We start from the raw sequence: 25435 nt of genomic DNA, 5'->3' as shown, positions 1-25435 counted from the left end.
CGTCCCACCCGGCAAAAGGCGTATGCCAGCTACCGGATCAGGATCGCCCTGAGGTCGTTGACGTTGGTGCCGGTCGGCCCGGGGACGAAAAGATCGCCCACCGAGTTGAACGCCGTCCAGGCATTGTTGCCGGCCAGCATCGCCTTGGCGTCGACGCTGGCAGCATGCATGCGCGAAACAGTGGAGCCGTCGGCAAAGGCGCCGGCATTGTCCTCGGAACCGTCGATGCCGTCGGTATCGGCGGCCAGCGCGTCGATGCCCTGGAGGCCGTCGATGCCGATGGCGAAGGCAAGCAGGAACTCGCTGTTGCGGCCGCCCTTGCCCTTGGCCCTAAGGGTCACCGTGGTCTCGCCGCCGGACAGGATCAGCACCGGCTTGTTGAACGGCCGGTTGCGGGTCGCGACTTCGCGGGCGATGGCCGCATGCACGCCACCGACCTCGCGTGCCTCGCCCTCGATGGCGTCGGAGAGGATAACGGTCTTAACGCCCTGCTTGCGCGCGGCTTCGGCGGCAGCGTCGAGCGACACGGCGGCAGAGGCGATGACATGCACCTCGTTGCGGGTGAAGCGCGGGTCGGTCGGCTGCGGCGCGTCGGCGGCAGCCGAGTTGATGTGGGCGATGACATTAGCGGGCAGCGCGATGCGGTAGGTTTCGATCAGGCGCAGCGCATCGGCGCGCGACGCCTCATCAGGCACTGTCGGACCCGAGGCGACCAAAGCCGGATTGTCGCCGGGAATGTCGGACACGACGAGCGAGACGACGCGGGCGGGATGCGCCGCTGCAGCCAGCCGGCCGCCCTTGATGCCCGAAATGTGCTTGCGAATGGTGTTCATCGCCGAGATCGGCGCGCCGGAAGCGAGCAGCGCCTCATTGACGGCGATCTCATCGGCAAGGGTCAGGTTCCCCGCCGGCGACGGCAGCAGCGCCGAGCCGCCGCCCGAGATCAAAGCGACGACGAGGTCGTCCTCGGTCAGGCCGGAGACCGTCTGGAGCAGAAGCTTCGCCGCTTCGAGGCCGTTGGCGTCGGGCACCGGGTGCGAGGCCTCGACGATCCTGATGCGCTCGCAAGGGGCGGCAAAGCCGTAGCGGGTGACCACCACGCCCTCCAGCGGTCCGTCCCAGGCTTTTTCGAAGGCAGCTGCCATCTGGGCCGAGCCCTTGCCGGCGCCAATGACAATCGTCCGTCCCTTGGGCTTTGCCGGCAGGTGGCGGCGGATGGTGAGCTCGGGATCGGCGGCCGCCACGGCGGCTTCGAAAACGCTGGTCAGAAAATGCTTCGGGTCGGTCATGGCCATCGGGACGTTCAAACTCTCTCAGCTGTTCGCAACGGGGGGCAAGGCGAGGTCGTGGCTGGGAATGCCCAGGTGCTCGCAGATCGCCGCGACCACCACCTCATGATCCTGCCTCTCCGGCAGGCCTGAAACGGCAATGGCGCCGACGACGCCGACGCCCTTGACGCGGATCGGGAATCCGCCGCCGGCCAATACATAGTCGTCGATCGGCAAGGCATCGCCGACAGCGAATGTGCGGTCGGTCCGTGCCTTGTGCAGCACCATGCGGTAGCTGCTGCGGTGGAAGGTCCTGACGACGTTGATCTTGCGCCGCGCCCATTCGGTGTTGTGGACCGTCGAGCCTGGCAGCGCGCAGTAGAACAGCGCCCGATCCCACAGGCGGATGTCGACGATGATGGGAAATTTCTCGGTCACCCCACGGGCGCGGATGGCCGAGCCGATATCGAAGGCAACCGCCTCGTCGAAGCGCTCAAAGACCAGTCGGTCCTCCTGCTCGGCGATCTTTTTCAGGTCCTCGGCTGCTGCCATCGTCCGTTCCTCCGTCAGACACGGCTCACATGGCAGACGCGAGGCAATGACGCAAGGTCAGGCAGCCTGATCCATCGTCGTCTTGGCGGCTTTGCCTGCGACATAAACTTCCACCACGGCGCGGTCGTCGCCGAGCGTCTGCAGCAGGAACAGTTCCTCGGCCAGCGTGCCGCAGCGCTCCATCCTGAGCCGCATGCCAGGCGTGGCGCGGGCGTTGAGCACCACGAGGTCGGCGTCGGTGCCGACGTCGAGCGTGCCGACCTTGTCTGCGATCGACAGCGCCTCGGCATTGCCGCGCGTCAGCTGCCAGTAGGAAGCCAGCGGGTTCAGCTTCTCGCCGTTGAGCGCAATGACCTTGTAGGCCTCGTCCATGGTGCGCAGCATCGAATAGTTGGTGCCGCCGCCGACGTCGGTGGCGGTGGCGATCCGGAGCGGCCTGTCGCGCTTGCGGTAGCGCTGGTAGTCGAACAGGCCCGAGCCAAGGAACAGGTTGGAGGTCGGGCAGAACACGGCGATCGAGCCATGCTCGGAGATCGCGTCGGATTCACGCTCGCCGAGATGGATGCAGTGGCCGAGCAGCGTGCGTTTGCCGAGCAGGCCGTAGTGTTCGTAGACGTCGGTATAGTCGCGCGACCAGGGGTAGAGCTCCTGGGTGAAGGCGATCTCGGCGTGGTTTTCCGACAGATGCGTCTGGATGTGCAGGTCGGGATGCTCACGGGCCAGTTGGCCGGCCATTTCCATCTGCTCGGGGGTCGAGGTGATGGCGAAGCGCGGCGTGATGGCATAGTGCTGGCGGCCCTTGCCGTGCCATTCCTTGATCAGCGCCTTGGTGTCGTCATAGCTCGCCTGCGGCGTATCGAGCAGACCGTCGGGGGCATTGCGGTCCATCATCACCTTGCCGGCGATGTTGAGCATGTTGCGCTCATGCGATTCCGCGAAGAACGCCTCGGCCGACTGCTTGTGCACCGAGCAATAGGCGGCAACGGTCGTCGTGCCGTGGCGCACCATCTCGTCGAGGAACAGGCGCGCGATGCGGCGGCCATGCTGGGTGTCGATGAAGCGCGTTTCCTCGGGGAAAGTGTACTTGTTCAGCCATTCCAGCAGCTCGGCGCCATAGGACGCAATGATCTGCATCTGCGGGATATGGACATGCCCATCGATGAAGCCGGGCAGGATCAGATGCGGGCGATGGTCGACGACCTTGGCGTCACCGGCCTGGGCCGCGATCTCCGAATAGGCGCCGACGGCCGCGATCTTGCCGTCGCGCATCAGCACCGCACCATCTTCCTCATAGGCATAGGACGCATGGTCGTCCGCGCTATCGGGCCAGCGCAGGAAGGACAAGGTACGGCCGCGAAGGAGTGTGGTGGTCATGATCGAACTCTACAGGCTTTCTGGCGTGGCCACATCGCGGCCCGTTTTGCCGCGCGTCAAGGTGAGCGCGACGAGCGCGCCTCGAACTTTCAATCCGTAGGTCGCAGGCGCTACTTGCGCGCCTGTTCATACCAGGCGACCAGCAACGCCCGCTCCTCGGGTGTGATCTGGGTCACGTTGGCCGGCGGCATGGCATGGCTGCGGCCAGCCTGCAGGTAAATCTCACGCGCATGCAAGGCGATTGCGTTGTCGGTCTCCAGCACCACGCCCTTCGGCGCATGGTAGACGCCTTCGTAGGACGGCTCGTTGGCGTGGCACATGGCGCAGCGGCCGAGAACCGTATCACGAACCTTGGGGAACTGGGCTGCGGCAATATAGGGCTCGGTGAGGACGGAGGCGTTCTTGTCCTCGCCGGTCAAAACCTTGGGCACGGTCGACAGCCACATGATGACGACGAACAACAGGGCAGCGGCGAGCCAGGTCCAGTGCGGGTTGCCTTCACGCTTGTGCACCGTGTTGAAGTAGTGGCGGATCAAGACGCCGATGATGAAGATGAGCGCGGCGATGATCCAGTTGAACTCGGTACCGAAGGCCAGCGGGTAGTGGTTCGACAGCATCAGGAATACGACCGGCAGGGTCAGGTAGTTGTTGTGCGTCGAGCGGGTCTTGGCGATCTTGCCGTATTTCGGGTCAGGCTTGCGGCCGGCGATGAGGTCGGCCACGACGATCTTCTGGTTCGGGATGATGACCATGAAGACGTTGGCCGACATGATCGTCGCGGTGAAGGCACCAAGATGCAGGAAGGCGGCGCGGCCGGTGAACAGCTGCGTATAGCCCCAGCTCATGAACACGACGACGACATAGAGGATGATCATCAGAAGCGTGTCGTGGTCGCCGAGCTTCGACTTGCAGAGCAGGTCATAGACGATCCAGCCGAGACCGATCGAGGCGAGCGAAATGGCGATGGCGACAGGCGCCGACACGTCGAGCACGTTGCGGTCGACAAGGAACAGCTCGGCGCCGCCGTAATAGACCAGGCAGAGCAGCGTGAAGCCCGACAGCCAGGTGGCGTAGGATTCCCACTTGAACCAGGTCAGGTGCTCCGGCATCTGGGCCGGCGCCACCAGGTATTTCTGGATGTGGTAGAAGCCGCCGCCATGAACCTGCCATTCCTCGCCATGGGCGCCGACCGGCAGGCCGTCATGCTTGCGCAGCCCGAGATCGAGCGCGATGAAGTAGAACGACGAGCCGATCCAGGCCATGGCGGTGATGACATGCAGCCACCGCACGGCGAAGCTCGCCCAGTCCATGAAAAACGCCAAGTCGTACATCCGCCGTCCCTTTTTCGCAGCGTGCCGATCTTACGATGCCCGATGCATTGGGGAAGTGAAAGGATTCGCGATGACTTTCAAAAAAATCTGGAAAATACTAGCGTAGCGCTGCACGGCACAAGCCGGCTATGGAACCATCGGTCTCGCATGGCATATCTCGACAATATCGCGGTCTTCGTTCGCGTCGTGGAACTCGGCAATCTCTCCGCCGCGGGCCGCGACATGCGCATTTCGCCGGCGGTCGCCTCCAACCGCATCAAGGAGCTGGAGAAGCACCTCGGCGTGCGCCTGTTCAACCGCACGACGCGCCAGTTGATGCCGACCGAGCACGGCAACGTGTTCTATTCCGGCGCCAAGCAGGTGCTGGAAGCGATCACCGAGGCCGAAGCCGCCGTCTCGGCGCTTTCCGGCCAGCCGCGCGGCACCATCCGCGTCACCGCCCCGCTCGGTCTGGGCCGTCGGCTTGTCGCCTCGGGCATTCCCGAATTCCACGACAAGTATCCCGACATCGAAGTCAGGCTCAGGCTTTCGGACCACAATGTCGATATCCTCAAGGAAGGTCTCGACGTTGCCTTCCGGCTCGGCGTGATCGAGGATTCCAGCCTCAGGATGCGCGGCATCATGGAATGCGAGCGGGTGCTGGTCGCAGCACCCAAATATCTGGAAAAGCGCGGCGAACCGGAAAGCGCCAATGAGCTGATCGGCAAGAAGCATGACTGCCTGATGCTGCGTTATCCCGGCTCACGCGAATATTTCTGGACGTTGGAGACGCCCAACGGGCCGACCAAGTTCGAGGTCCACGGCCCGTTCGATTCCGACGACGGCGACGTGCTGACCGGCTGGGCGCTGGCCGGGCGTGGCATCATCAACAAGCCGCGCTTCGAGGTAGAGCCCTTCATCCGCGACCAGCGGCTGAAGATCATCCTGCCGCAAACGCCGCCGACGCCGGTGCAGTTTGCCGCCGTCTATCCGCACAAGAAGCTGCAGGACCCGAAGGTCCGGCTGCTGCTCGACTTCATGGCGGAGCGCTGCCACAAGCTGATCAAGGATATCCTTGCTGGCAAGTGAGGCGGGCGAAGACGTTAGGCCGGCACCTCATCCCTCGATCGCCTGGTAGGCCGAGGTCCAGAAGTCGACATAGTGCTTGGGCGCCTCGGGCGAGTCCATCAGCTTCTGGGACAGCAGGATGCCGGCAAAGTCATTGGCCGGGTCGGCATAGGCAGAGGTGCCATAGCCGCCGTCCCAGCCGAACCTTCCCGGCGTCGTAAAGAGATTGTCGCGCTTGAGCGCGACCGACATGCCGAGCCCCCAGCCGGAATTGCCGTTGAAGAACATCGCAGCGCTCGCCTTCTGCTCGTCGGTGAGCTGGTCTGACGTCATCAGCTCGACCGAGGCGCGCGACAGGATGCGCTGGCTGCCAAGCTTGCCCTTGCCGAGCATCATGCGTTGGAAGGCGAGATAGTCGTCAGCCGTAGAGACAAGCCCGCCGCCACCGGATTCGAAAATGGCCGGCCTGGCGAACAGCCCGCCCTTGGCCTCGTCATAGACGCCGAGCTTGCCGCTCTGGAAATCCCTGGAATAGGCAGTAGCAAGCCTGTCGACCTTCTCGGCCGGCACATGGAAGCCGGTGTCCTTCATGCCGAGCGGGCCGAAGATGCGCTCCTGCATGAAGGCGGACAGCGGCTGACCAGCCGCGCGCGCAACAAGCACGCCGGCCACGTCGAGGCCGGTGTGGTAGAGCCAACCCTTACCCGGCTGATGCGCGAGCGGCAGGGAACCGACGGCCTTCATGAAGGCATCGGGCGAGCCGCGGTACAGGTCGGCACTTGGCGCAATGCCGGCTTCGGCCATCGCATGCTGCACCGGATAGGCGAAGGGATAGACCATGATCGCGCCGACGCCGAAGCGCAGGGTGAGCAGGTCGCGCAGCGTGATCGGCCGGCTGGCCGGAACGGTGTCGGTGAGCTGGCCGTCGATGGCTTTGAGCACCTTGCGGGCGGCAAGCTCGGGCAGCCATCTGTCGACCGGGTCGTCGAGGCGCAGCCTGGATTCCTCGACCAGGATCATCGCCGCGACTGCGGTGACCGGCTTGGTCAGCGAGGCGACGCGGAAGATGCTGTCGCGCCGCATCGGCGCAGTATCGCCGAGCGCCAGCGCCCCCGCTGCCTCGACATGGATCTCCCCGCCCCGGCTGACCGCCCAGACGAGACCAGGCACATCGCCGCTTTCAACGTGGCCGGCCATGACCTTGCGCATCCGCTCGAGGCGGTCGTGTGCAAATTGGGCTGTCGTCATCGTCGTGCTCCCTGATTCTGTCGTCGCATTTGCGGCGGCTGATTGTGCCTGCTGCCCCGACACCGGTGCCGACATCAGCAGCGTGGAAAGGGCTGCGCCTTTCATCAGCGCGCGGCGGTCCATTGCCGAAATGCCGTTCATCTTGTCCTCGTCGGCCCAAAGCGGCCATTCAAAACTGATTGCATTTACTAACTGGTTGCAAAATAGGCAGACTGATTTTATATTGCAACTGGTTTTTTGGAGACACTTTGCATGAACCAGCAGCATCGGTCGGGCTGTCCGATCAACCTCACCCTCGAGGTGGTCGGCGACAAATGGAGCCTCATCGTCCTGCGTGACATGATGTTCGGCAATCGACGGCACTTTCGCGAGTTGCTGACGCAGTCTGAGGAAGGCATCGCCTCCAACATACTCGCCGACCGGCTGCGTCGGCTGCTCGACGACGGGCTGATCAGCAAGGCCGACGATCCCAGCCACAAGCAGAAGGCGATCTACTCCCTGACCGAGATGGCGATAGAGTTGCTGCCGGTCTTCGCCCAGATCGCCGCCTGGGGCCGCAAATGGCTGCCGGTCAGCGAAGAGCTCAGCATCCGCGCCGAACTGCTGGAAAAGGGTGGGCCTGAGATGTGGGAGCGCTTCATGGAGGAGCTGCGCACCGACCATCTCGGCGAGCCGCTGTCGGAGGCAGGACAACAACGGCTTCCCGTGCGCCTGGAACTGCAGGCGGCCTATCTCGAAGTCGTCGCCCGTAACGCCGGATCAGCTTGATTTTCCACTGGGCCAGCCCGGAACCGAACTGTCATATGGCTGTTGTAGCCTGCGTGAGCCGCCTGCCAGTCGCCGGGCGGCGCGACCAGCCATCAAGGAGCAGGCACGTGATTTCCCATCCGACGCGCAACGATCTCAAATCCAACGCCAAGAAGGTTTCGATCGAGCTTCTCAACGCCCGGCTCGCCGATGCGATCGACCTGGCGCTGATCACCAAGCAGGCGCACTGGAACGTCAAGGGGCCGCACTTCATCGCCATCCACGAGATGCTGGACGGCTTCCGCAAGGATTTGGATGAACACGTCGACACCATCGCCGAACGCGTCGCCCAGCTCGGCGGTGCCGCCCTAGGCACCTCGCAGGTCGTCGTCGAGGCCAGCAAGCTGAAGCCCTATCCGACCGACATCTCCAAGACCAAGGATCATATCGCAGCTCTGATCGACCGCTATGCCGACGCCGCGAAAAGCGTGCGCACGGCCATCGACGAGACTGGAGAGGCCGGCGACGCCGATACCGCCGATATCTTCACTGCCTATTCGCGCACACTCGACAAGTCGCTGTGGTTCCTCGAAGCCCACATCCAGGAAAGCGAATAGCCGCCAGTCTGGTTGCCGCCACGCCGGTCAGTTCGCCCTGACAAGCGCGGTCATGATCTCGGCTGCGGCGAGCGCCGCAATGACGGCGGGACGCTTGTCTTTCACCGCGTCACCGCCGATCGGACAGATCAGCCCCGCGAACTGTTCGTCGCTGCCACCTGCGGTCTTGAGAAACCAGCTCCTGAACGTCGCCTTCTTGGTCTTGGAGCCGATCATGCCGACATAACAGGTGTCATCGCGCTTCAATGCCTCGGCGACGATCAGGAAGTCGAGCGCGTGGTCGTGGGTCAGAACGACGAAGGCCGAGCCTGAGGGGGCTTCGCGAACCATCTCTTCCGGCATCGGCGTCAGCCGCGTGACGACATTGTCGGGCATGCCTTCGAGCGCGTCGGCGCGGGTCTCGACGACGACGACGTTGAGCGGCAGGAGCGCGAAGGCAGATGCCAATGCCTGCCCGACATGGCCGCCGCCGAAGACATAGACATGCGGACGTCCCGCGTCGGATGCCTCGGCGCCGGCCAGCAGATCGGCGCGCATCGCTTCGTCGACGTTCCTGACGGCAACCTCGACGCGGCCGCCGCAGCACTGGCCGATCTCCGGCCCGAGCGGAATGTCGAGCGTGAGGCTGTCCTTGGTTTCACTGGTATGGTCGAGATAGCGCGCCGGGACGGGATCGCCGGTGACGTGCTCCATGACCGTGCTGCGCTTGGACGAACCGGCCAGCATGGCACGCGCGGTGTCGATCGCCATGAATTCCAGCTGACCGCCGCCGATGGTGCCGAAGATGCGCTGCGGCGACACCAGCATCCACGCGCCTTTTTCGCGCGGGGTCGAGCCCCTGGCCTCGGCCACCTCGACCAGTGCCACCGAAGGCGCTGCGTCAAGGAAGGCCCGGAGGCTCTTGGCGGTCGCGGTCACTTGGCCTGGGCCGCCTCGGCCCGGAGGCGTTCGATCGCCATCAGCACGCGCTCGGGCGTCGCCGGAGCGTCGAGGCGCGGACAGATCTTGTGGTCGGCGACACTTGCCACCGCATCCGACAGCGCATGCAGCACTGCCATGCCATGCGGCAGCGGCGGCTCGCCGACGGCCTTCGAACGATGGATCGTCGGCTCATAAGCCTCGGACCAGTCCGTCAGCGCGACGTTGAAGACTTTGGGCCGGTCGGAAGCGAGCGGAATCTTGTAGGTCGACGGCGCATGCGTGCGCAGCCGACCCTTGCCATCCCACCACAACTCTTCGGTGGTCAACCAGCCCATGCCCTGGATGAAGCCGCCCTCGACCTGGCCGATATCGATGGCCCGGTTCAGCGAACGACCGGTGTCATGCAGGATGTCGGCGCGCTCGACAACATATTCGCCGGTCAAAACGTCGACCGATACCTCGGCGCAGGCCGCGCCATAGGCGTAGTAGTAGAAGGCATGACCCCTGCCCTTGCTGCGGTCCCAATGGATCTTCGGCGTCTTGTAGTGGCCGGCGGCCGACAGCTGGATGCGGTTGAGATAGGCCTGCTTGACCAGGTCGTTGAAGGCAATCTCCTGATTGCCGACGCGCACGCGGTTGGGTAGGAACACCACCTGGTCGGCCGGCACCTGGTACTTCTCGGCGGCGAAGTCGGTCAGCCGCTTGCGGATCTGCCGCGCCGCATCCTGGGCCGCCATGCCGTTGAGGTCCGCGCCCGACGATGCTGCCGTGGGTGCGGTGTTGGGCACCTTGGCCGTGGTGGTCGCGGTGATCTTCACCCGGTCGAGGTCGATCTGGAACTCTTCCGCCACCACCTGCGCCACCTTGAGATGCAGGCCCTGCCCCATCTCGGTACCGCCATGGTTCATGTGCACCGAGCCGTCGGAATAGACATGCACCAGGGCACCGGCCTGGTTTGACTCGGTTTTGGTAAACGAGATGCCGAACTTGACCGGCGTCATCGCCAGACCGCGCTTGACGAAGCGGCTGTTGGCGTTGAAGGCTGCGATCTCGCGGCGGCGGCGGGCATATTGCGCGCTGTCCTCGAGCTCGGCCACGATGCGCTGGATGATGCAGTCCTCGACCTTCTGGTGGTAGGGCGTGAGGTTGCGCTCGCCCGGCGTGCCCATCGGATCGTAGAAATTCAGCTTGCGGATTTCGAGCGAGTCCTTGCCGACGGCAAAGGCGACCTCGTCGATGACGCGCTCGGCACCGACCATGCCCTGCGGGCCGCCGAAGCCGCGAAACGCCGTATTCGACACCGTATTGGTGTAGAGCGGCGCCGACTTGGCATGCACGTTGGGATAGAAATAGGCGTTGTCGCAGTGAAACAGCGCACGGTCGCCCACCGGACCCGACAGATCGGCCGAGAAGCCGGCATTGAGCGCGAACATGTAGTCGACGCCGAGGATGCGGCCCTCATCGTCGAAGCCGACCTCGTAGTCGATGGCGAAGTCGTGGCGTTTGCCGGTGGCGGTCATGTCCTCGTCACGGTCGAGACGGACCTTGACGGCGCGCTTGTGCTTCTTGGCGGCGATCGCGGCGATCGCAGCACACTGGTTGGCCTGGGTTTCCTTGCCGCCGAAGCCGCCGCCCATGCGCCGCACTTCCACCTGGACTGCATGGCTCGGAACGCCGAGCACATGGGAAACGAGATGCTGGGTCTCGCTCGGTCCCTGCGTCGAGCAATAGACAGTTACCTCGTCGTCCTCGCCGGGCACGGCGAGCGAGACCTGACCTTCGAGATAGAAATGGTCCTGGCCGCCGAGCTTCATCCGCCCCTTCACCCGGCGCGGAGCAGCGGCTATCGCCGCTGCTGCGTCGCCGCGATTGAGCGTCAGCGGCGTCGTCACCTGCTTGTCGTTCTCGGGGTCGAGGTCCCAGATACCAAGGATCGCCGGCAACTCTTCATACTCGATCTTGGCAAGGCGCGCCGCCTGGCGGGCCTGCTCGCGGGTCGTGGCGACGACGGCGAAGATCGGCTGGCCATGGAACTGGACTTTGCCCTCGGCCAGGACCGGGTCGTCATGCATGCCACTCGGCGACACGTCGTTCTCGCCGGGCACGTCGGCATAGGTCAGCACGTCAACGACACCGGGGGCCGCGCGAACAGCCGCGAGGTCGACCGACTTCAGCGTGCCATGGGCGACATTGGACAGGCCGAGGCCGACATGAAGCGTGCCTGCCGGTTCCGGCATGTCGTCGATGTAGATCGCCTCGCCGGCGACGTGCTTGTGGGCGGAGTCGTGGCGCTGGTCGGTGTGGACGCCGCCGGAGATCTTGGCGGCCTTGAGGTTCGGTTGATGCTGGGTCATGTCACGCAGCCTCGTATCTCGACACCGTCAACGGCGCCTTGGTGTCTGTCGTCTCCATGTAGAAACGCAACAGCAGGTTCCTCGCCGCCAGCGCGCGGTATTCGGCGGTGGCGCGCATGTCGGTCAGCGGCGTGAAGTCCTCGGCGTATTTGGCCATAGCTGCCTCCACCGTTGCTTCGGTCCAGGGCTGGCCGACCAGGGCCGCTTCGACCGCGCTGGCGCGCTTCGGGGTCGCCGCCATGCCGCCATAGGCGATGCGGGCTTCGGCGACGGTGCCATCCTTGGCAAGGCTCAGCCAGAAGGCGCCGAGTGTTGCGGTGATGTCCTCGTCCCGGCGCTTGGTGATCTTGTGGACGGCGAAATGGACGCCCTTCGACGGCACCGGCACATGCACGGCCTCGACGAACTCGCCCGGCGCGCGGTCCTGCTTGCCATAGGCGATGAAGAAGTCCTGCAGCGAAATCGTCCGCCGTGTCTTGCCCTTGCGCAGCGTGAGCGTCGCACCCAACGCGATCAAGGGCGGCGGCGTGTCGCCGATCGGCGAGCCATTGGCGATGTTGCCGCCAATGGTGCCCATGTTGCGCACCTGCTCGCCGCCGATGCGGTCGATCAGCGGGCCAAGCGCCGGAATGTGCTTCGACAGCGTCTCGAAGGCTTCGGTATAGGTGACGCCGGCGCCGATCGTGATAACGCCCCTGTCATGTGACAGGCCCTGCAGGCCCTCGATGTTGGCGATGAAGACGACTGGCGCGATCTTGCGCATATGCTTGGTGACCCAGAGGCCGACATCGGTCGAGCCGGCGACCACGGTCGCTGTCGGCTCTGCTTCGAGCACGGCGGCGAGATCGTCGACAGTTGCCGGGATGACGAAGCGGTCCTTGCCTTCCCCGACCTCGACGCGGACGCCGTCGCGGAAGGCTTCGAGCCGTGCGGTGATCGCCTTGCGCTCGACCAGCAGCGGATCCTTGGCGACCTTGCCATAGTCGGAAATGGCGCGTGCTGCGCGCATGATCGCCTCGTAGCCGGTGCAGCGGCAGAGATTGCCCTGCAGCGACTTCTCGATCTCGGCGTCGGAAGGCTCCGGCGATTTCATCCACAGGCCATAGAGCGACATGACGAAGCCAGGCGTGCAGAACCCGCATTGCGAGCCGTGGAAATCGACCATCGCCTGCTGAACGGGGTGCAGCCGGTCGCCGCCGCCGGCGAGATGTTCGACAGTCACGACATGGCAGCCGTCGAGCGAGCCCATGAAGCGAATGCAGGCATTGACGCTTTCATAGGTGAGCTTGCCGCCGGAGAGCCGGCCGACCAGCACTGTGCAGGCGCCGCAGTCGCCTTCGGCGCAACCCTCCTTGGTGCCGCGCAGCGAACGCTGCAGGCGGAGATAGTCGAGCAGTGTAGCGTCTGGAGCGACGTCGGAAAGCTTGATGTCCTCGCCATTGAGGATGAAGCGGATGTGATTGCGTGTCTTGACCATCGTCATGGCTCAACTGCCCCGATAGGTGGAATAGCCGAAGGGGGAAATCAGCAGCGGCACATGATAATGCGTCGGCTCGGCCATGCCAAAGCGGATCGGCACGATGTCGAGGAAAGCCGGCTTCGGCAGCTCGGTGCCCAGGCCACGGAGATAATCGCCGGCAGCGAAGATCAACTCGTACTCCCCGGCCCGGAACTCGTCGCCGGCCAGAAGCGGCGCATCGCAGCGTCCGTCGGAATTGGTCGCGACCGTCTTCAGCAGCGTGCGTGCGTCGCCGTCGATCCGGAACAGCGAAACCACCAGGCCTTCGGCAGGCTTTCCGGTCGCAGTATCAAGGACATGGGTTGTGAGGCGTCCGCCTTCGGCCTTTGTCATTCGCTCTCCCTATTGGCGCTGAACGCCATCGTCATGGATTTTGCGCCATTTAAGGCCATTGCATAAGGTGCGGTCGAGCAGAGCACTACAAAAAGACTTTCAAAATTTTTCGAGGGAATGTCTGACGCACCTTTCGTTATTCTGCTCAAGTGCCCGGCAAGAATCCGGTTTTGAGGGAACATGCGTTACGTAAGAGATATGCGCGGCTACGGCGCAAACCCACCCCACCCGCAATGGCCTGGCGACGCGAATGTTTGCGTGCAGTTCGTGGTCAACTACGAAGAGGGCGGCGAAAACAACATCCTGCATGGCGACGCCGCTTCGGAAGCGTTCCTGTCGGAGGTGGTCGGCGCGGCACAATGGCCGGGCAAGCGCCACTGGAACATGGAATCGATCTACGAATACGGTGCCCGCGCCGGCTTCTGGCGGCTCCACCGCATGTTCACCGAAGCCAATGTGCCTGTCACCGTCTATGGCGTGGCGACAGCCCTTGCACGTTCGCCCGACCATGTCGCGGCGATGCAGGATGCCGACTGGGAAATCGCCTCGCACGGTCTGCGCTGGATCGACTACCGCGATCACGCCGAGGCCGACGAGCGCGCCGACCTGATCGAAGCCATCCGCCTGCACACCGAAGTGGTCGGCGAACGCCCCAAGGGCCTCTATCTCGGCCGCACCTCGGTCTATTCGGTGCGCCTTGCCGCTGCCGAGGGCGGCTTCGAGTGGATTTCCGACACCTATGACGACGAGCTGCCCTACTGGCTCGATCATGACGGCCATGGCAACGCGATCGCGCCGCAACTGGTGATCCCCTACACGCTCGACGCCAACGACATGCGTTTTGCCACAGCCCAAGGCTTCAATTCGGGCGACCAGTTCTACGCCTATCTCAAGGACAGCTTCGACACGCTCTATCGCGAGGGTGCCGCCGGCCGGCCACGCATGATGAGCATCGGCCTGCACTGCCGCCTGGTCGGCCGTCCCGGCCGGGCCGAAGCGCTGCGCCGGTTCATCGAATATGTGCAGGGTCATGACAAGGTCTGGCTGGCCCGCCGCCAGGACATCGCCCAGCACTGGCGCGACACCCACCCCTACCAGCCGCAGGCGCTGCGCCCCTCGCGCATGGGCCGCGACGAGTTCGTCCAGCGCTTCGGCTCGATCTTCGAGCATTCGCCCTGGATCGCCGAACGCGCTTTCGAATTCGAGCTCGGTCCGGCGCACGACAGCGCCGGCGGCCTGCACAACGCACTCTCCCGCGCCTTCCGCTCGGCGAGCGAGTCGGAGCGGCTCGGTGTTTTGACCGCCCACCCCGACCTTGCCGGCAAGTTGGCCCAGGCCAAGCGCCTGACCGAGGAGTCGACGAAGGAGCAGGCCTCCGCCGGTCTCGACGCGCTGACCGACGCCGAGCGCGCCCGCTTCACCGAGCTCAACACCACCTATGTCGAGAAGTTCGGCTTCCCCTTCATCATCGCCGTGCGCGACAATGACAAGGCAAGCATCCTCAAGGCATTCGAGACCCGCATCGCCAACAACCGCGACCAGGAATTCCTGACTGCCTGCAAGCAGGTGGAACGTATCGCCTGGTATCGACTTCACGACCTCCTTCCCCGCTGAGACCCCCGTCAGAAACCATGACAAAACGCTCCTACTACGCGCCGAAAGGCGGCCTGCCTCCCCAGACGGATCTGATCACCGATCGCGCCGTCTTCACCGAAGCCTATGCAGTGATCCCGAAGCGCGAGTTTTCGGACATCGTCACCAGCTTCCTGCCGCACTGGGACAAGGCGCGCGCGTGGGTGATCGCCCGCCCGCTGTCGGGCTTCGCCGAGACCTTCTCGCAATACATCATGGAAGTGCAGCCTGGTGGCGGCAGCGATAGGCCGGAGCCGGACGCGGGCGCCGAGGGCGTGTTCTTCGTCGTCGAAGGCGAAGTGACGGTCACGATTGCGGGCAAGAGCCATTTGTTGACGCCGGGCGGCTATGCCTATTTGCCGCCGGCGAGCGGGTGGACGATGCGTAACACCGGTTCGGAAACCACGCGGTTCCACTGGATCCGCAAAGCCTATGAGTATGTCGACGGCCTCGATACGCCCGATCCACTGTTCCTCAACGAAAACGACATCGCGCCCAACCCGATGCCCGACACCAACGGCGCCTGGGCGACCACACGCTTCGTCGACCCCAACGACCTGCGTCACGACATGCATGTCACTGTGGTCACCTTCGAGCCGGGCGGCATCATTCCCTTCCCCGAAACCCATGTCATGGAGCACGGCCTCTACGTGCTCGAGGGCAAGGCGGTCTACCGGCTGAACAACGACTGGGTCGAGGTCGAGGCTGGCGACTTCATGTGGCTGCGCGCCTTCTGCCCGCAAGCCTGTTATGCCGGTGGCCCTGGCAAGTTCCGCTACCTGCTCTACAAGGACGTCAACCGCCACATGCAGCTCGGCGCATTTAACGCCACGCGCCGCCGCTAAGGACCAAAGCCATGTCGGGTGAGATGAAGCGGATCGTCGCCAAGCCGCTGACGCGGGAGAACTTCGCCGAGTTCGGCGAGGTGATCGACACCAACTGCGACACACACTACCCGATCAATTCAGGCAAATGCGAGCGCTACCATGCGCTCGCCCGCGCCGAGGCGTCCGGCCCGGACGGCCACGTCATCATCAACATCTTCAAGGGAACGCCCTACGCATTTCCCTTGAAGCTTTCCATGGTCGAGCGCCACCCGTTCGGCAGCCAGGCGTTCATCCCGCTCACCCCGCGCCCCTACCTCGTCGTCGTCTGCCACGACGTCGGCGACGGCCCGGGTGAGCCGCACGCCTTCATCACCGCACCCGGCCAGGGCGTCAACTATCCCAGCAATCTCTGGCACGGCGTGCTGACGCCGATCGGTGAAAGCCAGGACTTCGTCGTCGTCGACCGCGGCGGCACCGGTCCCAATCTCGAAGAGTTCCATTTCTCGCACCCTTACGAAATCACCCTTCCTGAAGGCTTCTGACTCATGGCCGAACTGTCGCTCATTGAACGCCTCTTCGACGTCATCGAACACGACATCGTGCCCAAGACCGCCGAAGGCGTGACGAAGGGCAACAAGCTGTTCGGCGCTGCCCTGCTCGCCAAGGACGATCGCTCGCTGGTGCTGGCCGAGACCAACAACGAGCTCGAAAACCCGCTTTGGCACGGCGAGATGCATTGCCTGAAGCGCTTCTACGAGATGCCCAAGGCGACCCGCGCCGACACCAAGGACCTGATCTTCCTGTCGACGCACGAACCCTGCTCGCTGTGCCTGTCGGCCATCACCTGGGCCGGCTTCGACAATTTCTATTATCTCTTCAGCCACGAGGATTCGCGCGACAGCTTCGCCATCCCGCATGACCTCAAGATCCTGAAAGAGGTCTTCACCCTGGAACCAGGCGGCTACAACGCCGAAAACGCCTACTGGAAGAGCTTTTCGCTGCGCAAGCTGGTGCGCGAGCTACCCGAGGCCGACCGCAAGCGGCTGGAGGAGCGCGTTGCAACAATCTCCAAGCGCTACGACGAGATGTCGGAGACCTACCAAGAGAGCAAGGCCGACAACGACATCCCGCTGAACTGACGCGGACAGGCCAGAGACATCCGCTCTCTGGCTCATGCAACACCCCTTGCGTTTGGCACCCTGCCAAGTGCATGACCCTGAAAATCGAGGTCGATTTTCGGCCAAGGATCATGCACAGACTTAAGCGCTACAGCGTTCCTTTGCGCGTCGCAGAACGCGCGGCGCCGTAGCGACGTCGCAGGGAGCCAAGCATGAAAACCATCACCGAATTTCCGCGCGACATCGTCGAGTTTCCCGACATGGGCATCGTCATGCCCGACGGTGTCAGGTTGTCGGCGCGGGTGTGGATGCCGGCCGATGCCGACCAGGACCCGGTGCCCGCCATCCTCGAGCACCTGCCCTACCGCAAGCGCGACGGCACGACGACGCGCGATTGCCTGACCCATCCCTATTTCGCCGGCCACGGCTATGCCTCGATCCGCGTCGACATGCGCGGCAACGGCGATTCCGAAGGCTTGATGGACGACGAATACTCCGACCAGGAGTGGCAGGACGCCTGCGACGTCATCGCCTGGGCAGCAAGCCAGCCCTGGTGCAACGGCAAGGTCGGGATGATGGGCATCTCCTGGGGCGGCTTCAACGGCCTGCAGGTGGCGGCCCTCCAGCCCAAGGCGCTGAAGGCGATCATCACGCTGTGCTCGACCGACGATCGCTACGCCGACGACATCCACTACAAGGGCGGCCTGCTGTTGAACGAGAACATGGGCTGGGGCGCAACCATGCTGTCCTACTCCTCCAGGCCGCCGGATCCGGCGCTGGTCGGTGAAAAGTGGCGCGATATGTGGCTAGACCGGCTGGAGCATGAGCCCTTCCTGCCCGCACACTGGCTGAACCACCAACGTCGCGACGCCTACTGGAAGCGCGGCTCGGTCAACGAGGACTACTCGGCCATCAAGGCCGCCGTGCTCGCCATCGGCGGCTGGGGCGACTCCTACAAGAACACCGTCTCGCGCCTGGTCAGCAACCTCAAGGCGCCGGTCAAGGGCATCGTCGGGCCATGGGTGCACAAATATCCGCATTTCGCCGTGCCGAAGCCGGCCATCGGCTTCCTGCAAGAGGCTTTGCGCTGGTGGGACCACTGGTTGAAGGGCAGGGAGACCGGCGTCGAAGACGATCCGGCGATGCGGCTCTACGTCATGGAGTCCGAGCCACCGCGCGAGTGGTATCTGGAGCGCCAGGGCCGCTGGATCGCCGAGCGGCAATGGCCTTCGCCAGAGATCGCGACCAGGACCCTGGCGCTCGGCACCAACGGCATGTTGGCCGAGGGCGTCAAGCTGGAGGCGCCGGTGTCGATCAACTCGCCGCAGGATTGCGGCATGGATGGCGGCGAATACTGCGCCATCTGGCTCGGGCCGGAACTGCCGGGAGACCAGCGCGCCGACGACGCCAAGTCGGCCTGCTTCGACGGTGCCGCACTCGAGGCACCGCTCGACATCGTCGGCAGCCCGGTCATCCGGCTGAGGCTAGCCGCCGACCGCCGGCGTGCGATGGTGGCGGTGCGCCTGTGCGACGTCCAGCCCGACGGTGCCTCGACGCGTATCACCTATGGCGTGCTCAACCTCTGCCAGCGCAACAGCCATGAGTTCCCCGAGGACGTGGTGTCAGGCGAGACGATGGAGATCGCATTCAAGCTCGACGACATCGCCTACCGCGTCGCTGCAGGTAACCGGCTGCGCGTCTCCATATCCTCGACCTACTGGCCGCTGGTCTGGCCATCGCCGGAAGAGGTGACACTGACGATCCAAGGTGGCGCGATCGAACTGCCGGTGCGGGCCTCGGGCAAAGGCGACGAATGGACGTTCCAGGAACCGGAGGGCGCCACCCCCTGGCAGATCGAAACACTGCGCGAGGACAGCCACCTCCGCAAGGTCGAACGCGCGGACGGCAAGGTCACTCTTCGCATCGTCGACGACTTCGGCGAGACCCGCGATCTCGACCATGGACTGGCGGTCGGCGAGGTCGCCCGCGAGTCCTGGAGCATCGATCCTGCCGACCCTCTCGCGGCCCATGGCGAGACCCATTGGACCCAGACGCTGAAACGCGACAATTGGTCGGTCAGGACCGAAACCTTCACCACCATGCGTTCGGACGGTGAGAATTTCCATCTCACCGGCCGCATCGAGGCCTATGAAGGCGAGATTCTGGTTTTCGAGCGCAACTTCAGCGAGATCGTCGCTCGCGACCACATCTGACGTTCAGAACGACTGTTCCGAATGCGACATGGCGAATGCGCCACTCGATGTCGCATTCGGCCTTGCCGATGCCCTTACGTTACGGTCAATATTGCCACCAGAAGTCGAGCAATAACGACCGCCAGAGTGAGGAGCCTTTCCAATGTCAAATGAACTGGAATATCTGAGCCGCCGAGTCGCTGCGGGCAAATTGAACCGTCGCGATTTCCTGGGCCGCGCCGCGGCCTTGGGCGTCGCGGCAACCTTCGCCAACTCGTTGCTGGCCAGCGCCGCCAAGGCCGAAGGTCCTGTGAAGGGCGGCATCCTGCGCGCCGGCATGCAGGGTGGTGCGGCCACCGACAGCCTCGACCCGGCATCCTGGTCGAGCCAGGTGCCTTATTTCTTCGGCCGCCAGTGGGGCGAGCAGCTGGTGCAGATCTCGCCCGAGGGCGAGCCCAAGCCGGCGCTGGCCGAGGAATGGGGCGCGTCCGACGACGCCAAGACCTGGACCTTCAAGATCCGCAAGGGTGTGCAGTTCCACAACGGCCAGGAGATGACGCCGGCTGACGTCGTCGCCACCATTGAACGCCACTCCGACGAGAAGGCGAAGTCCGGCGCGCTCGGCCTGATGGGCGGTATCGCCTCGGTCAAGGCCGACGGCCAGAACGTCATCTTCGAACTGAAGGACGCCAACGCCGACCTGCCCTTCCTGCTCGACGACTACCATTTGATGATCCAGCCCAATGGCGGCAAGGACAAGCCCGACGCCGGCATCGGCACCGGCCCCTACAAGATCACCGTCAACGAGGCCGGCGTACGCCTCGGCGGCGAGAAGTTCGCCAACTACTGGCGCGACGACCGCGGCTTTGCCGACCAGATCGAGATCATCGTCATCAACGACGCCACGGCTCGCACCTCTGCATTGCAGGGTGGCCAGGTCGACATCATCAACCGCGTCGAGCCGAAGATCGTCGAGCTGATCAAGCGCGTACCGGGCGTTGTCATCCGCAATGTCGCCGGCCGTGGCCACTACGTCTTCATCGCTCATTGCAACACCGCGCCCTTCGACAACAACGACCTCCGGCTGGCGCTGAAATACGCGCTCGACCGCGAGGAGATGCTGCAGAAGATCCTGATGGGCTACGGCTCGGTCGGCAACGACACGCCGATCAACAAGGCCTATCCGCTGTTCACCGAAATGGAGCAGCGCAAGTTCGATCCCGACAAGGCCGCCTTCCACTACAAGAAGTCGGGCCATTCCGGCTCGGTGCTGCTGCGCACCTCCGACGTCGCCTTCCCAGGTGCTGTCGACGCCGCCCAACTCTACCAGCAGAGCGCCGCCAAGGCCGGCATCACGCTCGAGGTCAAGCGCGAGCCCGGCGACGGCTACTGGTCGGAAGTCTGGAACAAGCAGCCCTTCTCGGCCTCCTACTGGGGCGGACGCCCGACGCAGGATCAGATGTACTCGACCGCCTATTATTCGAAGGCCGAGTGGAACGACACGCGCTTCCAGCGCGAGGACTTCGACAAGATGCTGTTTGCCGCGCGTTCGGAACTCGATCCGGAGAAGCGCAAGAAGATCTATGCCGACATGGGCCAGATCGTGCGCGACGAAGGCGGCGTCATCACGCCGATGTTCAATGACTTCATCGACGCCACCAGCGCCAAAGTCGGCGGCTGGGTCGATGACGGCAACCAGGAGATGATGGGCGGCTACGCACTGTCCAAGTGCTGGCTCAACGCCTGATAGGGCATTGAGCGCATGTCCAATCCGATCCTGAAACTGATCGCCCAGCGCATTGCGCTGGGCCTTCTCTTGCTTCTGGCCGTTTCGGTCCTGATCTTCGCCGGCACCCAGATCCTGCCCGGCGACGTCGCCCAATCCATTCTCGGCCAGTCGGCCACACCGCAGGCACTCGCCAATCTGCGCGAGGAACTCGGCCTCAACGCGCCCGCCTATGTCAGGTATTTCCGCTGGCTCGGCGGCGTCTTGACCGGAGACCTCGGCACCGCCCTCTCGAGCCGGCAGGACATTGCCACCGCCATTGGCGGCCGGCTGTGGAATACGCTGTTCCTCGCCTTCTGGGCGGCGATCGTGTCGATCCCGCTGGCCATCATCCTCGGCCTGCTTGCCGTGCGCTACCGCAACGGCTGGATCGACAAGACCATTTCCGGCCTGGCGCTGGCCTCGACCTCGTTGCCGGAGTTTTTCGTCGGCTACCTGCTCGTCTACTTCTTCGCCGTGAAGTGGCAGATCTTCCCCGGCATCTCCACCGTCTATGACGGCATGCCGTTCCTTGAGCGCATGAAGGCCATCGCCCTGCCGGCGACCGCACTCACGCTGGTGGTGCTCGCCCACATGATGCGCATGACGCGGGCGGCTATCCTCAACGTCATGCAGTCGGCTTATATCGAGACCGCCGAGCTCAAGGGCCTGTCGCCCTTCGAGATCATCCGCAAGCACGCCTTCCCCAATGCGATTGCGCCGGTCATCAACGTCGTGATGCTCAACCTCGCCTTCCTCATCGTCGGCGTCGTCGTCATCGAGGTGATCTTCGTCTATCCCGGCATGGGGCAATACCTGGTCGACCATGTCGCCAAGCGCGACGTGCCGGTGGTGCAGGCAGTCGGGCTGATCTTCGCTGCCGTCTATATCGGCCTCAACATCATCGCCGACATTGCCGCCATCGTGGCCAATCCGCGCCTCAGGCATCCGAAGTGAGGCGCGCACCATGCTTGACCTGAAACGTATTCCCCTTGGCGCCGCGATCGGGCTGGTGCTGACCGCACTGTTCCTGATTGCGGCGATCTTCGCGCCACTGATCGCACCTTACGGCCTGGGCGAGATCGTCGGCGACGTCTGGGCCCCGATGTCGTCGCAGTTCCTGCTCGGCACCGACAATCTTGGCCGCGACCTGCTCTCGCGCATGATCTTCGGCGCGCGCACGACGATCTTCATCGCCGTGATGGCGACGGCGTTGTCGTTTTCGCTGGGCGCGATCCTCGGCTTCACCGCGGCCGTCGTCGGCGGCTGGTTCGACACGGGCATGTCGCGCTTCGTCGATCTGTTGATGGCAATTCCGACGCTGATCTTCGCGCTCGTCGTGCTGTCGGTGCTGCCATCGACATTGGTGACGCTGATCCTGGTCATGGGCATCCTCGACGCCACCCGTGTCTACCGCCTGTCGCGGGCGGTGGCCGTCGACATCAACGTCATGGATTTCGTCGAGGCAGCCAAGCTGCGCGGCGAAGGCAAGGGCTGGATCATTTTCCGCGAGATATTGCCCAACGCGCTGTCACCGCTGATTTCCGAACTCGGCCTGCGCTTCATCTATGCCGTGTTGTTCCTGTCGGCACTGTCCTTCCTCGGCCTCGGCGTGCAGCCGCCGGATGCCGACTGGGGTGGCATGGTCAAGGAAAACAAGGACGGCATCGTCTTTGGCATCCCGGCAGCCCTGATACCGGCCGCCGCGATCGCAGCGCTTGCCATCTCGGTCAATCTCGTCGCCGACTGGGTGCTCAACCGCACCACCGATCTCAAGGGAGGACGCGGCAATGGCTAAGGCACCTGCGAACGGCTCTGGCCCGCTGCTCGACATCCGCGACCTCAGGATCGAGGCCAAGGTCTATCCGCCTGGCGAAGCGCCACGCACCATCACGCTGGTGCACGACGTGTCGCTGACGCTCGAAAAGGGCAAGGTGCTCGGCCTGATCGGCGAATCCGGCGCCGGCAAGTCGACGATCGGCTTGTCGTCAATGGCTTATGGCCGCGGCGGCGTGAAGATCACCGGCGGCGAGATCATCCTCAACGGCCGCGACATCCGAAAGGGCGGCACGCAAGGCATCCGCGCTTTGCGCGGGCGCGAGGTCTGTTATGTCGCGCAGTCGGCGGCGGCGGCCTTCAACCCGGCGCATCGCCTGATGGACCAGGTGGTCGAAGCCTCGATCCTGCACGGCGTGTCGAGCCGAGCAGAGGCCGAGCGGCGCGCGGTTGCGCTGTTCAAGAAGCTCAGCCTTCCCGATCCGGAAAACATCGGCAAGCGCTTCCCCCACCAGGTCTCGGGCGGCCAGTTGCAGCGCGTCATGACCGCCATGGCGCTGTGCTCTGAGCCTGACCTGATCGTCTTCGACGAGCCGACGACGGCGCTCGACGTCACCACCCAGATCGACGTGCTTGCCGCCATCAAGGAGGCGATCCGCGACACCGGTGTCGCCGCTCTCTACATCAGCCACGACCTTGCCGTCGTCGCCCAGGTCTCGGACGAGATCATGGTGCTGCGCCACGGCAAGCTGGTCGAATGGGGCGGCACGCAGCAGATCATCAAGGAGCCGCGCCAGGAATACACCTCGGCGCTGGTCTCGGTGCACGAGATCGCGCACGAGGAAAAGAAGCCGGGCGCTTCCCCCTTCCTGTCGGTCAGGAACGTGACGGCCGCCTATGGCGGCGGCAAGATCAAGGTGCTGAAGAACGTCTCGGTCGACATCCTGCCCGGCCAGACGCTGGCCGTCGTCGGCGAGTCCGGTTCGGGCAAGTCGACGCTGGCCCGCGCCATAACAGGCCTTTTGCCGCCCGAGCAAGGCAGCATCACCTTTGCCGGGCGCACGCTCGGCAACCGTCTCGCCGACCGCAGCCGCGACGACCTGCGCGAGTTGCAGATGATCTACCAGATGGCCGACGTGGCGATGAACCCACGCCAAACCGTGGGCACCATCATCGGCCGTCCGCTGGAGTTCTATTTCGGCATGGGCGGCAAGGAGCGTGATGCCAAGGTCGCCGAACTGCTCGACAAGATCGAGATGGGGCGCGGTTTCATCGATCGCTATCCGGCTGAGCTCTCCGGCGGCCAGAAACAACGCGTCTGTATCGCCCGTGCGCTTGCCGCCAAACCGAGACTGATCATCTGCGACGAGGTGACGAGCGCCCTCGACCCGCTGGTCGCCAACGGCATCCTCAAGCTGCTGCTCGGGCTACAGGCCGAGGAAGGCGTCGCCTATCTGTTCATCACCCACGATCTGGCGACGGTGAAGTCGATCGCCGACTCCATCGCCGTCATGTATCGCGGCGAAGTGGTCCGCTACGGGCCGAAATCCGAAGTGCTGAAGCCGCCCTTCGACGCCTACACCGACCTGCTGCTGTCGTCGGTGCCGGAGATGGAGATCGGCTGGCTGGAAAAGGCGATCGGCGGGCGCAGGATGGCAAGCGCTGGGAATTGAAGCGGAAGCCCTTCCCTCTCCCCATTCACGGGGAGAGGGTGGCCGCGCAGCGGTTGGGTGAAGGGCAGCTCTACGTTTCAGGAAGTGGCGCCGCCCCTCATCCGCCTGCCGGCACCTTCTCCCCGTGAACGGGGAGAAGGAAGCCAATCACCATACCCACTCACCGCGCCCCAGCGCCGCCACAGCATCGACGATGCGCGTGAAACTTGCCCGGGCGCGGCCGACGGTGTGGCGAGCGCGCAGATAGCCGTGCACCAACCCCGGCTCCTCGTGCCAGAAGGCCTTGCCGCCAGCGGCAACAATGCGTTCGCCATAGGCCTCACCATCAGACGACAGCGGGTCGCATTCGGCCGTGACGACGACTGTCGGCGGCAAATTGGCGAAGTCGGCGTCGGCCAGCGGCGACAGGGTGATGTCGCCGGTGCGGTCCTCGCCACCGGTGCGGATGTCCTTATAGAATTCGAGGTCGCGCATGGTCAGCATCGGCGCCTCGGCGTGAACGACGTAGGAACCGCGTGCGCGATCGCCGCCAAGGCCCGGGTAGACCAACACTTGCCCGACCGGACGACGCTTGTGGCCGCGCGTCGCGTGGCTGACGGCGGCGGCAATGTTGCCGCCGGCGCTGTCGCCGGCGAGCACGATTGGCTGGCTGTATTTGGCCGTAGCCCATTCGAAGGCTGCCATGGCGTCATCGAAAGCAGCCGGATGCCGGTGCTCGGGCGCCAGCCGGTAGTCGACCGACACGACCTCGTAGCCGGTGCGGCCACACAGCTCGGCACAGACATCGTCATGGCTGTCGAGCCCACCGAGGATGAAGCCGCCGCCATGGAAATAGAGCACCACCGCTTCCGGCGCCTTGCCGGCCAGGCGGTAGATGCGGATAGGCACGTCGTGAGCTGGCGCCGTGATTGCCGTCGTCTCGGCCGACACGCCCTCGGGATAGCCGGCGAAGAATTCCCGGCACATGCGATCGTAGATCTCACGCTGCTGGACAATGGTGTAGTCGATGGTGTCAGGCGGATAACAGGCGTTGGTGCGCTCGATGAAGGCCCAGGTCTCGGCATCGATGAGTTTGCTGTAATCGGTCATTGGCGCAGGCTCCGGTAGCACTCCTGCGCGCGCCTCGTGGGGGCATGACGGG

The 25435-nt window shown here is 64.3% G+C and carries 22 protein-coding genes; 12 read left to right on the top strand and 10 right to left on the bottom strand.

Annotation, left to right across the window (positions count from 1 at the left end; translation table 11 throughout):
• Positions 1 to 29 precede the first annotated feature (29 nt).
• The 4 genes from IG197_RS20465 to IG197_RS20450 form a co-directional block, all read right to left on the bottom strand.
• The gene (locus IG197_RS20465) at positions 30 to 1295 is read right to left on the bottom strand and encodes a glycerate kinase (RefSeq protein ID WP_192314623.1); all 1266 of its coding nucleotides are present in this window, start codon (positions 1293 to 1295) and stop codon (positions 30 to 32) included.
• 18 nt (positions 1296 to 1313) lie between these two features.
• Positions 1314 to 1820: a heme-degrading domain-containing protein gene (locus IG197_RS20460; RefSeq protein ID WP_192314620.1), complete on the bottom strand. Its 507-nt coding sequence runs from the start codon at positions 1818 to 1820 to the stop codon at positions 1314 to 1316.
• Positions 1821 to 1877: 57 nt separating this feature from the next.
• Positions 1878 to 3194 (bottom strand): guanine deaminase, encoded by a 1317-nt coding sequence (gene guaD / locus IG197_RS20455; RefSeq protein ID WP_182575211.1) that lies wholly within the window; start codon positions 3192 to 3194, stop codon positions 1878 to 1880.
• A 110-nt stretch (positions 3195 to 3304) separates the two neighbouring features.
• On the bottom strand, positions 3305 to 4525 hold the full coding sequence (locus tag IG197_RS20450) for a urate hydroxylase PuuD (RefSeq protein WP_192314617.1): 1221 nt from the start codon (positions 4523 to 4525) through the stop codon (positions 3305 to 3307).
• Positions 4526 to 4672: 147 nt separating this feature from the next.
• On the opposite strand from IG197_RS20450, the gene IG197_RS20445 reads away from it, so the two are divergent.
• Complete coding sequence (locus IG197_RS20445; RefSeq protein WP_067958054.1) at positions 4673 to 5593, top strand: LysR family transcriptional regulator; 921 nt, start codon at positions 4673 to 4675, stop codon at positions 5591 to 5593.
• A gap of 27 nt (positions 5594 to 5620) precedes the next feature.
• Here IG197_RS20445 and IG197_RS20440 read toward each other — a convergent pair whose 3' ends face one another.
• Positions 5621 to 6961 carry a serine hydrolase gene (locus IG197_RS20440; protein WP_246765203.1) on the bottom strand — a complete coding sequence of 447 codons (1341 nt, stop codon included), beginning with the start codon at positions 6959 to 6961 and terminating at the stop codon, positions 5621 to 5623.
• 111 nt (positions 6962 to 7072) lie between these two features.
• Here IG197_RS20440 and IG197_RS20435 point away from each other — a divergent pair, with 111 nt between their 5' ends.
• Positions 7073 to 7588, top strand: a complete 516-nt coding sequence (locus IG197_RS20435) for a helix-turn-helix domain-containing protein (RefSeq protein ID WP_192314614.1) — start codon at positions 7073 to 7075, stop codon at positions 7586 to 7588.
• Positions 7589 to 7695: 107 nt separating this feature from the next.
• Complete coding sequence (gene dps / locus IG197_RS20430; RefSeq protein WP_067958045.1) at positions 7696 to 8184, top strand: DNA starvation/stationary phase protection protein Dps; 489 nt, start codon at positions 7696 to 7698, stop codon at positions 8182 to 8184.
• A gap of 27 nt (positions 8185 to 8211) precedes the next feature.
• Here dps and xdhC read toward each other — a convergent pair whose 3' ends face one another.
• Genes xdhC through uraH form a run of 4 tightly spaced genes read right to left on the bottom strand, consistent with a single transcriptional unit; the run spans position 8212 to position 13311 of the window.
• Positions 8212 to 9102: a xanthine dehydrogenase accessory protein XdhC gene (gene xdhC, locus IG197_RS20425; RefSeq protein ID WP_067958042.1), complete on the bottom strand. Its 891-nt coding sequence runs from the start codon at positions 9100 to 9102 to the stop codon at positions 8212 to 8214.
• Positions 9099 to 11459, bottom strand: a complete 2361-nt coding sequence (xdhB, locus tag IG197_RS20420) for a xanthine dehydrogenase molybdopterin binding subunit (RefSeq protein ID WP_154386414.1) — start codon at positions 11457 to 11459, stop codon at positions 9099 to 9101. Before xdhB ends, xdhC begins: the two co-directional genes overlap by 4 nt.
• A 1-nt stretch (position 11460) precedes the next feature.
• On the bottom strand, positions 11461 to 12942 hold the full coding sequence (xdhA, locus tag IG197_RS20415; RefSeq protein ID WP_067958035.1) for a xanthine dehydrogenase small subunit: 1482 nt from the start codon (positions 12940 to 12942) through the stop codon (positions 11461 to 11463).
• Positions 12943 to 12945: 3 nt separating this feature from the next.
• Complete coding sequence (gene uraH / locus IG197_RS20410; RefSeq protein ID WP_067958031.1) at positions 12946 to 13311, bottom strand: hydroxyisourate hydrolase; 366 nt, start codon at positions 13309 to 13311, stop codon at positions 12946 to 12948.
• Positions 13312 to 13491: 180 nt separating this feature from the next.
• Between uraH and puuE the strand changes: the two genes are divergently transcribed.
• The 9 genes from puuE to IG197_RS20365 all read left to right on the top strand — a co-directional run bounded on the left by puuE (position 13492) and on the right by IG197_RS20365 (position 24294).
• On the top strand, positions 13492 to 14925 hold the full coding sequence (gene puuE / locus IG197_RS20405; RefSeq protein ID WP_192314609.1) for an allantoinase PuuE: 1434 nt from the start codon (positions 13492 to 13494) through the stop codon (positions 14923 to 14925).
• 17 nt (positions 14926 to 14942) lie between these two features.
• On the top strand, positions 14943 to 15788 hold the full coding sequence (locus IG197_RS20400; RefSeq protein ID WP_192314607.1) for a bifunctional allantoicase/(S)-ureidoglycine aminohydrolase: 846 nt from the start codon (positions 14943 to 14945) through the stop codon (positions 15786 to 15788).
• A gap of 23 nt (positions 15789 to 15811) precedes the next feature.
• Positions 15812 to 16312, top strand: a complete 501-nt coding sequence (locus IG197_RS20395; RefSeq protein ID WP_192319882.1) for an ureidoglycolate lyase — start codon at positions 15812 to 15814, stop codon at positions 16310 to 16312.
• 3 nt (positions 16313 to 16315) lie between these two features.
• Positions 16316 to 16909: a nucleoside deaminase gene (locus IG197_RS20390; RefSeq protein ID WP_192314605.1), complete on the top strand. Its 594-nt coding sequence runs from the start codon at positions 16316 to 16318 to the stop codon at positions 16907 to 16909.
• 191 nt (positions 16910 to 17100) lie between these two features.
• The gene (locus tag IG197_RS20385) at positions 17101 to 19101 is read left to right on the top strand and encodes a CocE/NonD family hydrolase (RefSeq protein ID WP_192314603.1); all 2001 of its coding nucleotides are present in this window, start codon (positions 17101 to 17103) and stop codon (positions 19099 to 19101) included.
• A 142-nt stretch (positions 19102 to 19243) separates the two neighbouring features.
• Positions 19244 to 20827, top strand: coding sequence for an ABC transporter substrate-binding protein (locus IG197_RS20380; protein ID WP_192314601.1), 1584 nt, complete (start codon positions 19244 to 19246; stop codon positions 20825 to 20827).
• Between the two features lie 15 nt (positions 20828 to 20842).
• The gene (locus IG197_RS20375) at positions 20843 to 21802 is read left to right on the top strand and encodes an ABC transporter permease (protein ID WP_067958016.1); all 960 of its coding nucleotides are present in this window, start codon (positions 20843 to 20845) and stop codon (positions 21800 to 21802) included.
• A gap of 10 nt (positions 21803 to 21812) precedes the next feature.
• On the top strand, positions 21813 to 22643 hold the full coding sequence (locus tag IG197_RS20370) for an ABC transporter permease (protein WP_067958014.1): 831 nt from the start codon (positions 21813 to 21815) through the stop codon (positions 22641 to 22643).
• Positions 22636 to 24294 (top strand): ABC transporter ATP-binding protein, encoded by a 1659-nt coding sequence (locus IG197_RS20365; protein WP_192314599.1) that lies wholly within the window; start codon positions 22636 to 22638, stop codon positions 24292 to 24294. The genes IG197_RS20370 and IG197_RS20365 overlap by 8 nt, the downstream gene beginning before the upstream one ends.
• A 147-nt stretch (positions 24295 to 24441) precedes the next feature.
• Here the strand turns inward: IG197_RS20365 and IG197_RS20360 are convergent, their stop codons facing one another.
• Positions 24442 to 25383 carry an alpha/beta hydrolase gene (locus tag IG197_RS20360; protein WP_192314598.1) on the bottom strand — a complete coding sequence of 314 codons (942 nt, stop codon included), beginning with the start codon at positions 25381 to 25383 and terminating at the stop codon, positions 24442 to 24444.
• Between the last annotated feature and the right edge of the window lie 52 nt (positions 25384 to 25435).

It is taken from the genome of Aminobacter sp. SR38 (genome assembly GCF_014843375.1).
Classification (GTDB): domain Bacteria; phylum Pseudomonadota; class Alphaproteobacteria; order Rhizobiales; family Rhizobiaceae; genus Aminobacter; species Aminobacter ciceronei.
The sequence above is the reverse complement of the archived record's forward strand: the minus strand, read 5'-3'. Positions and strand labels throughout refer to the sequence as shown.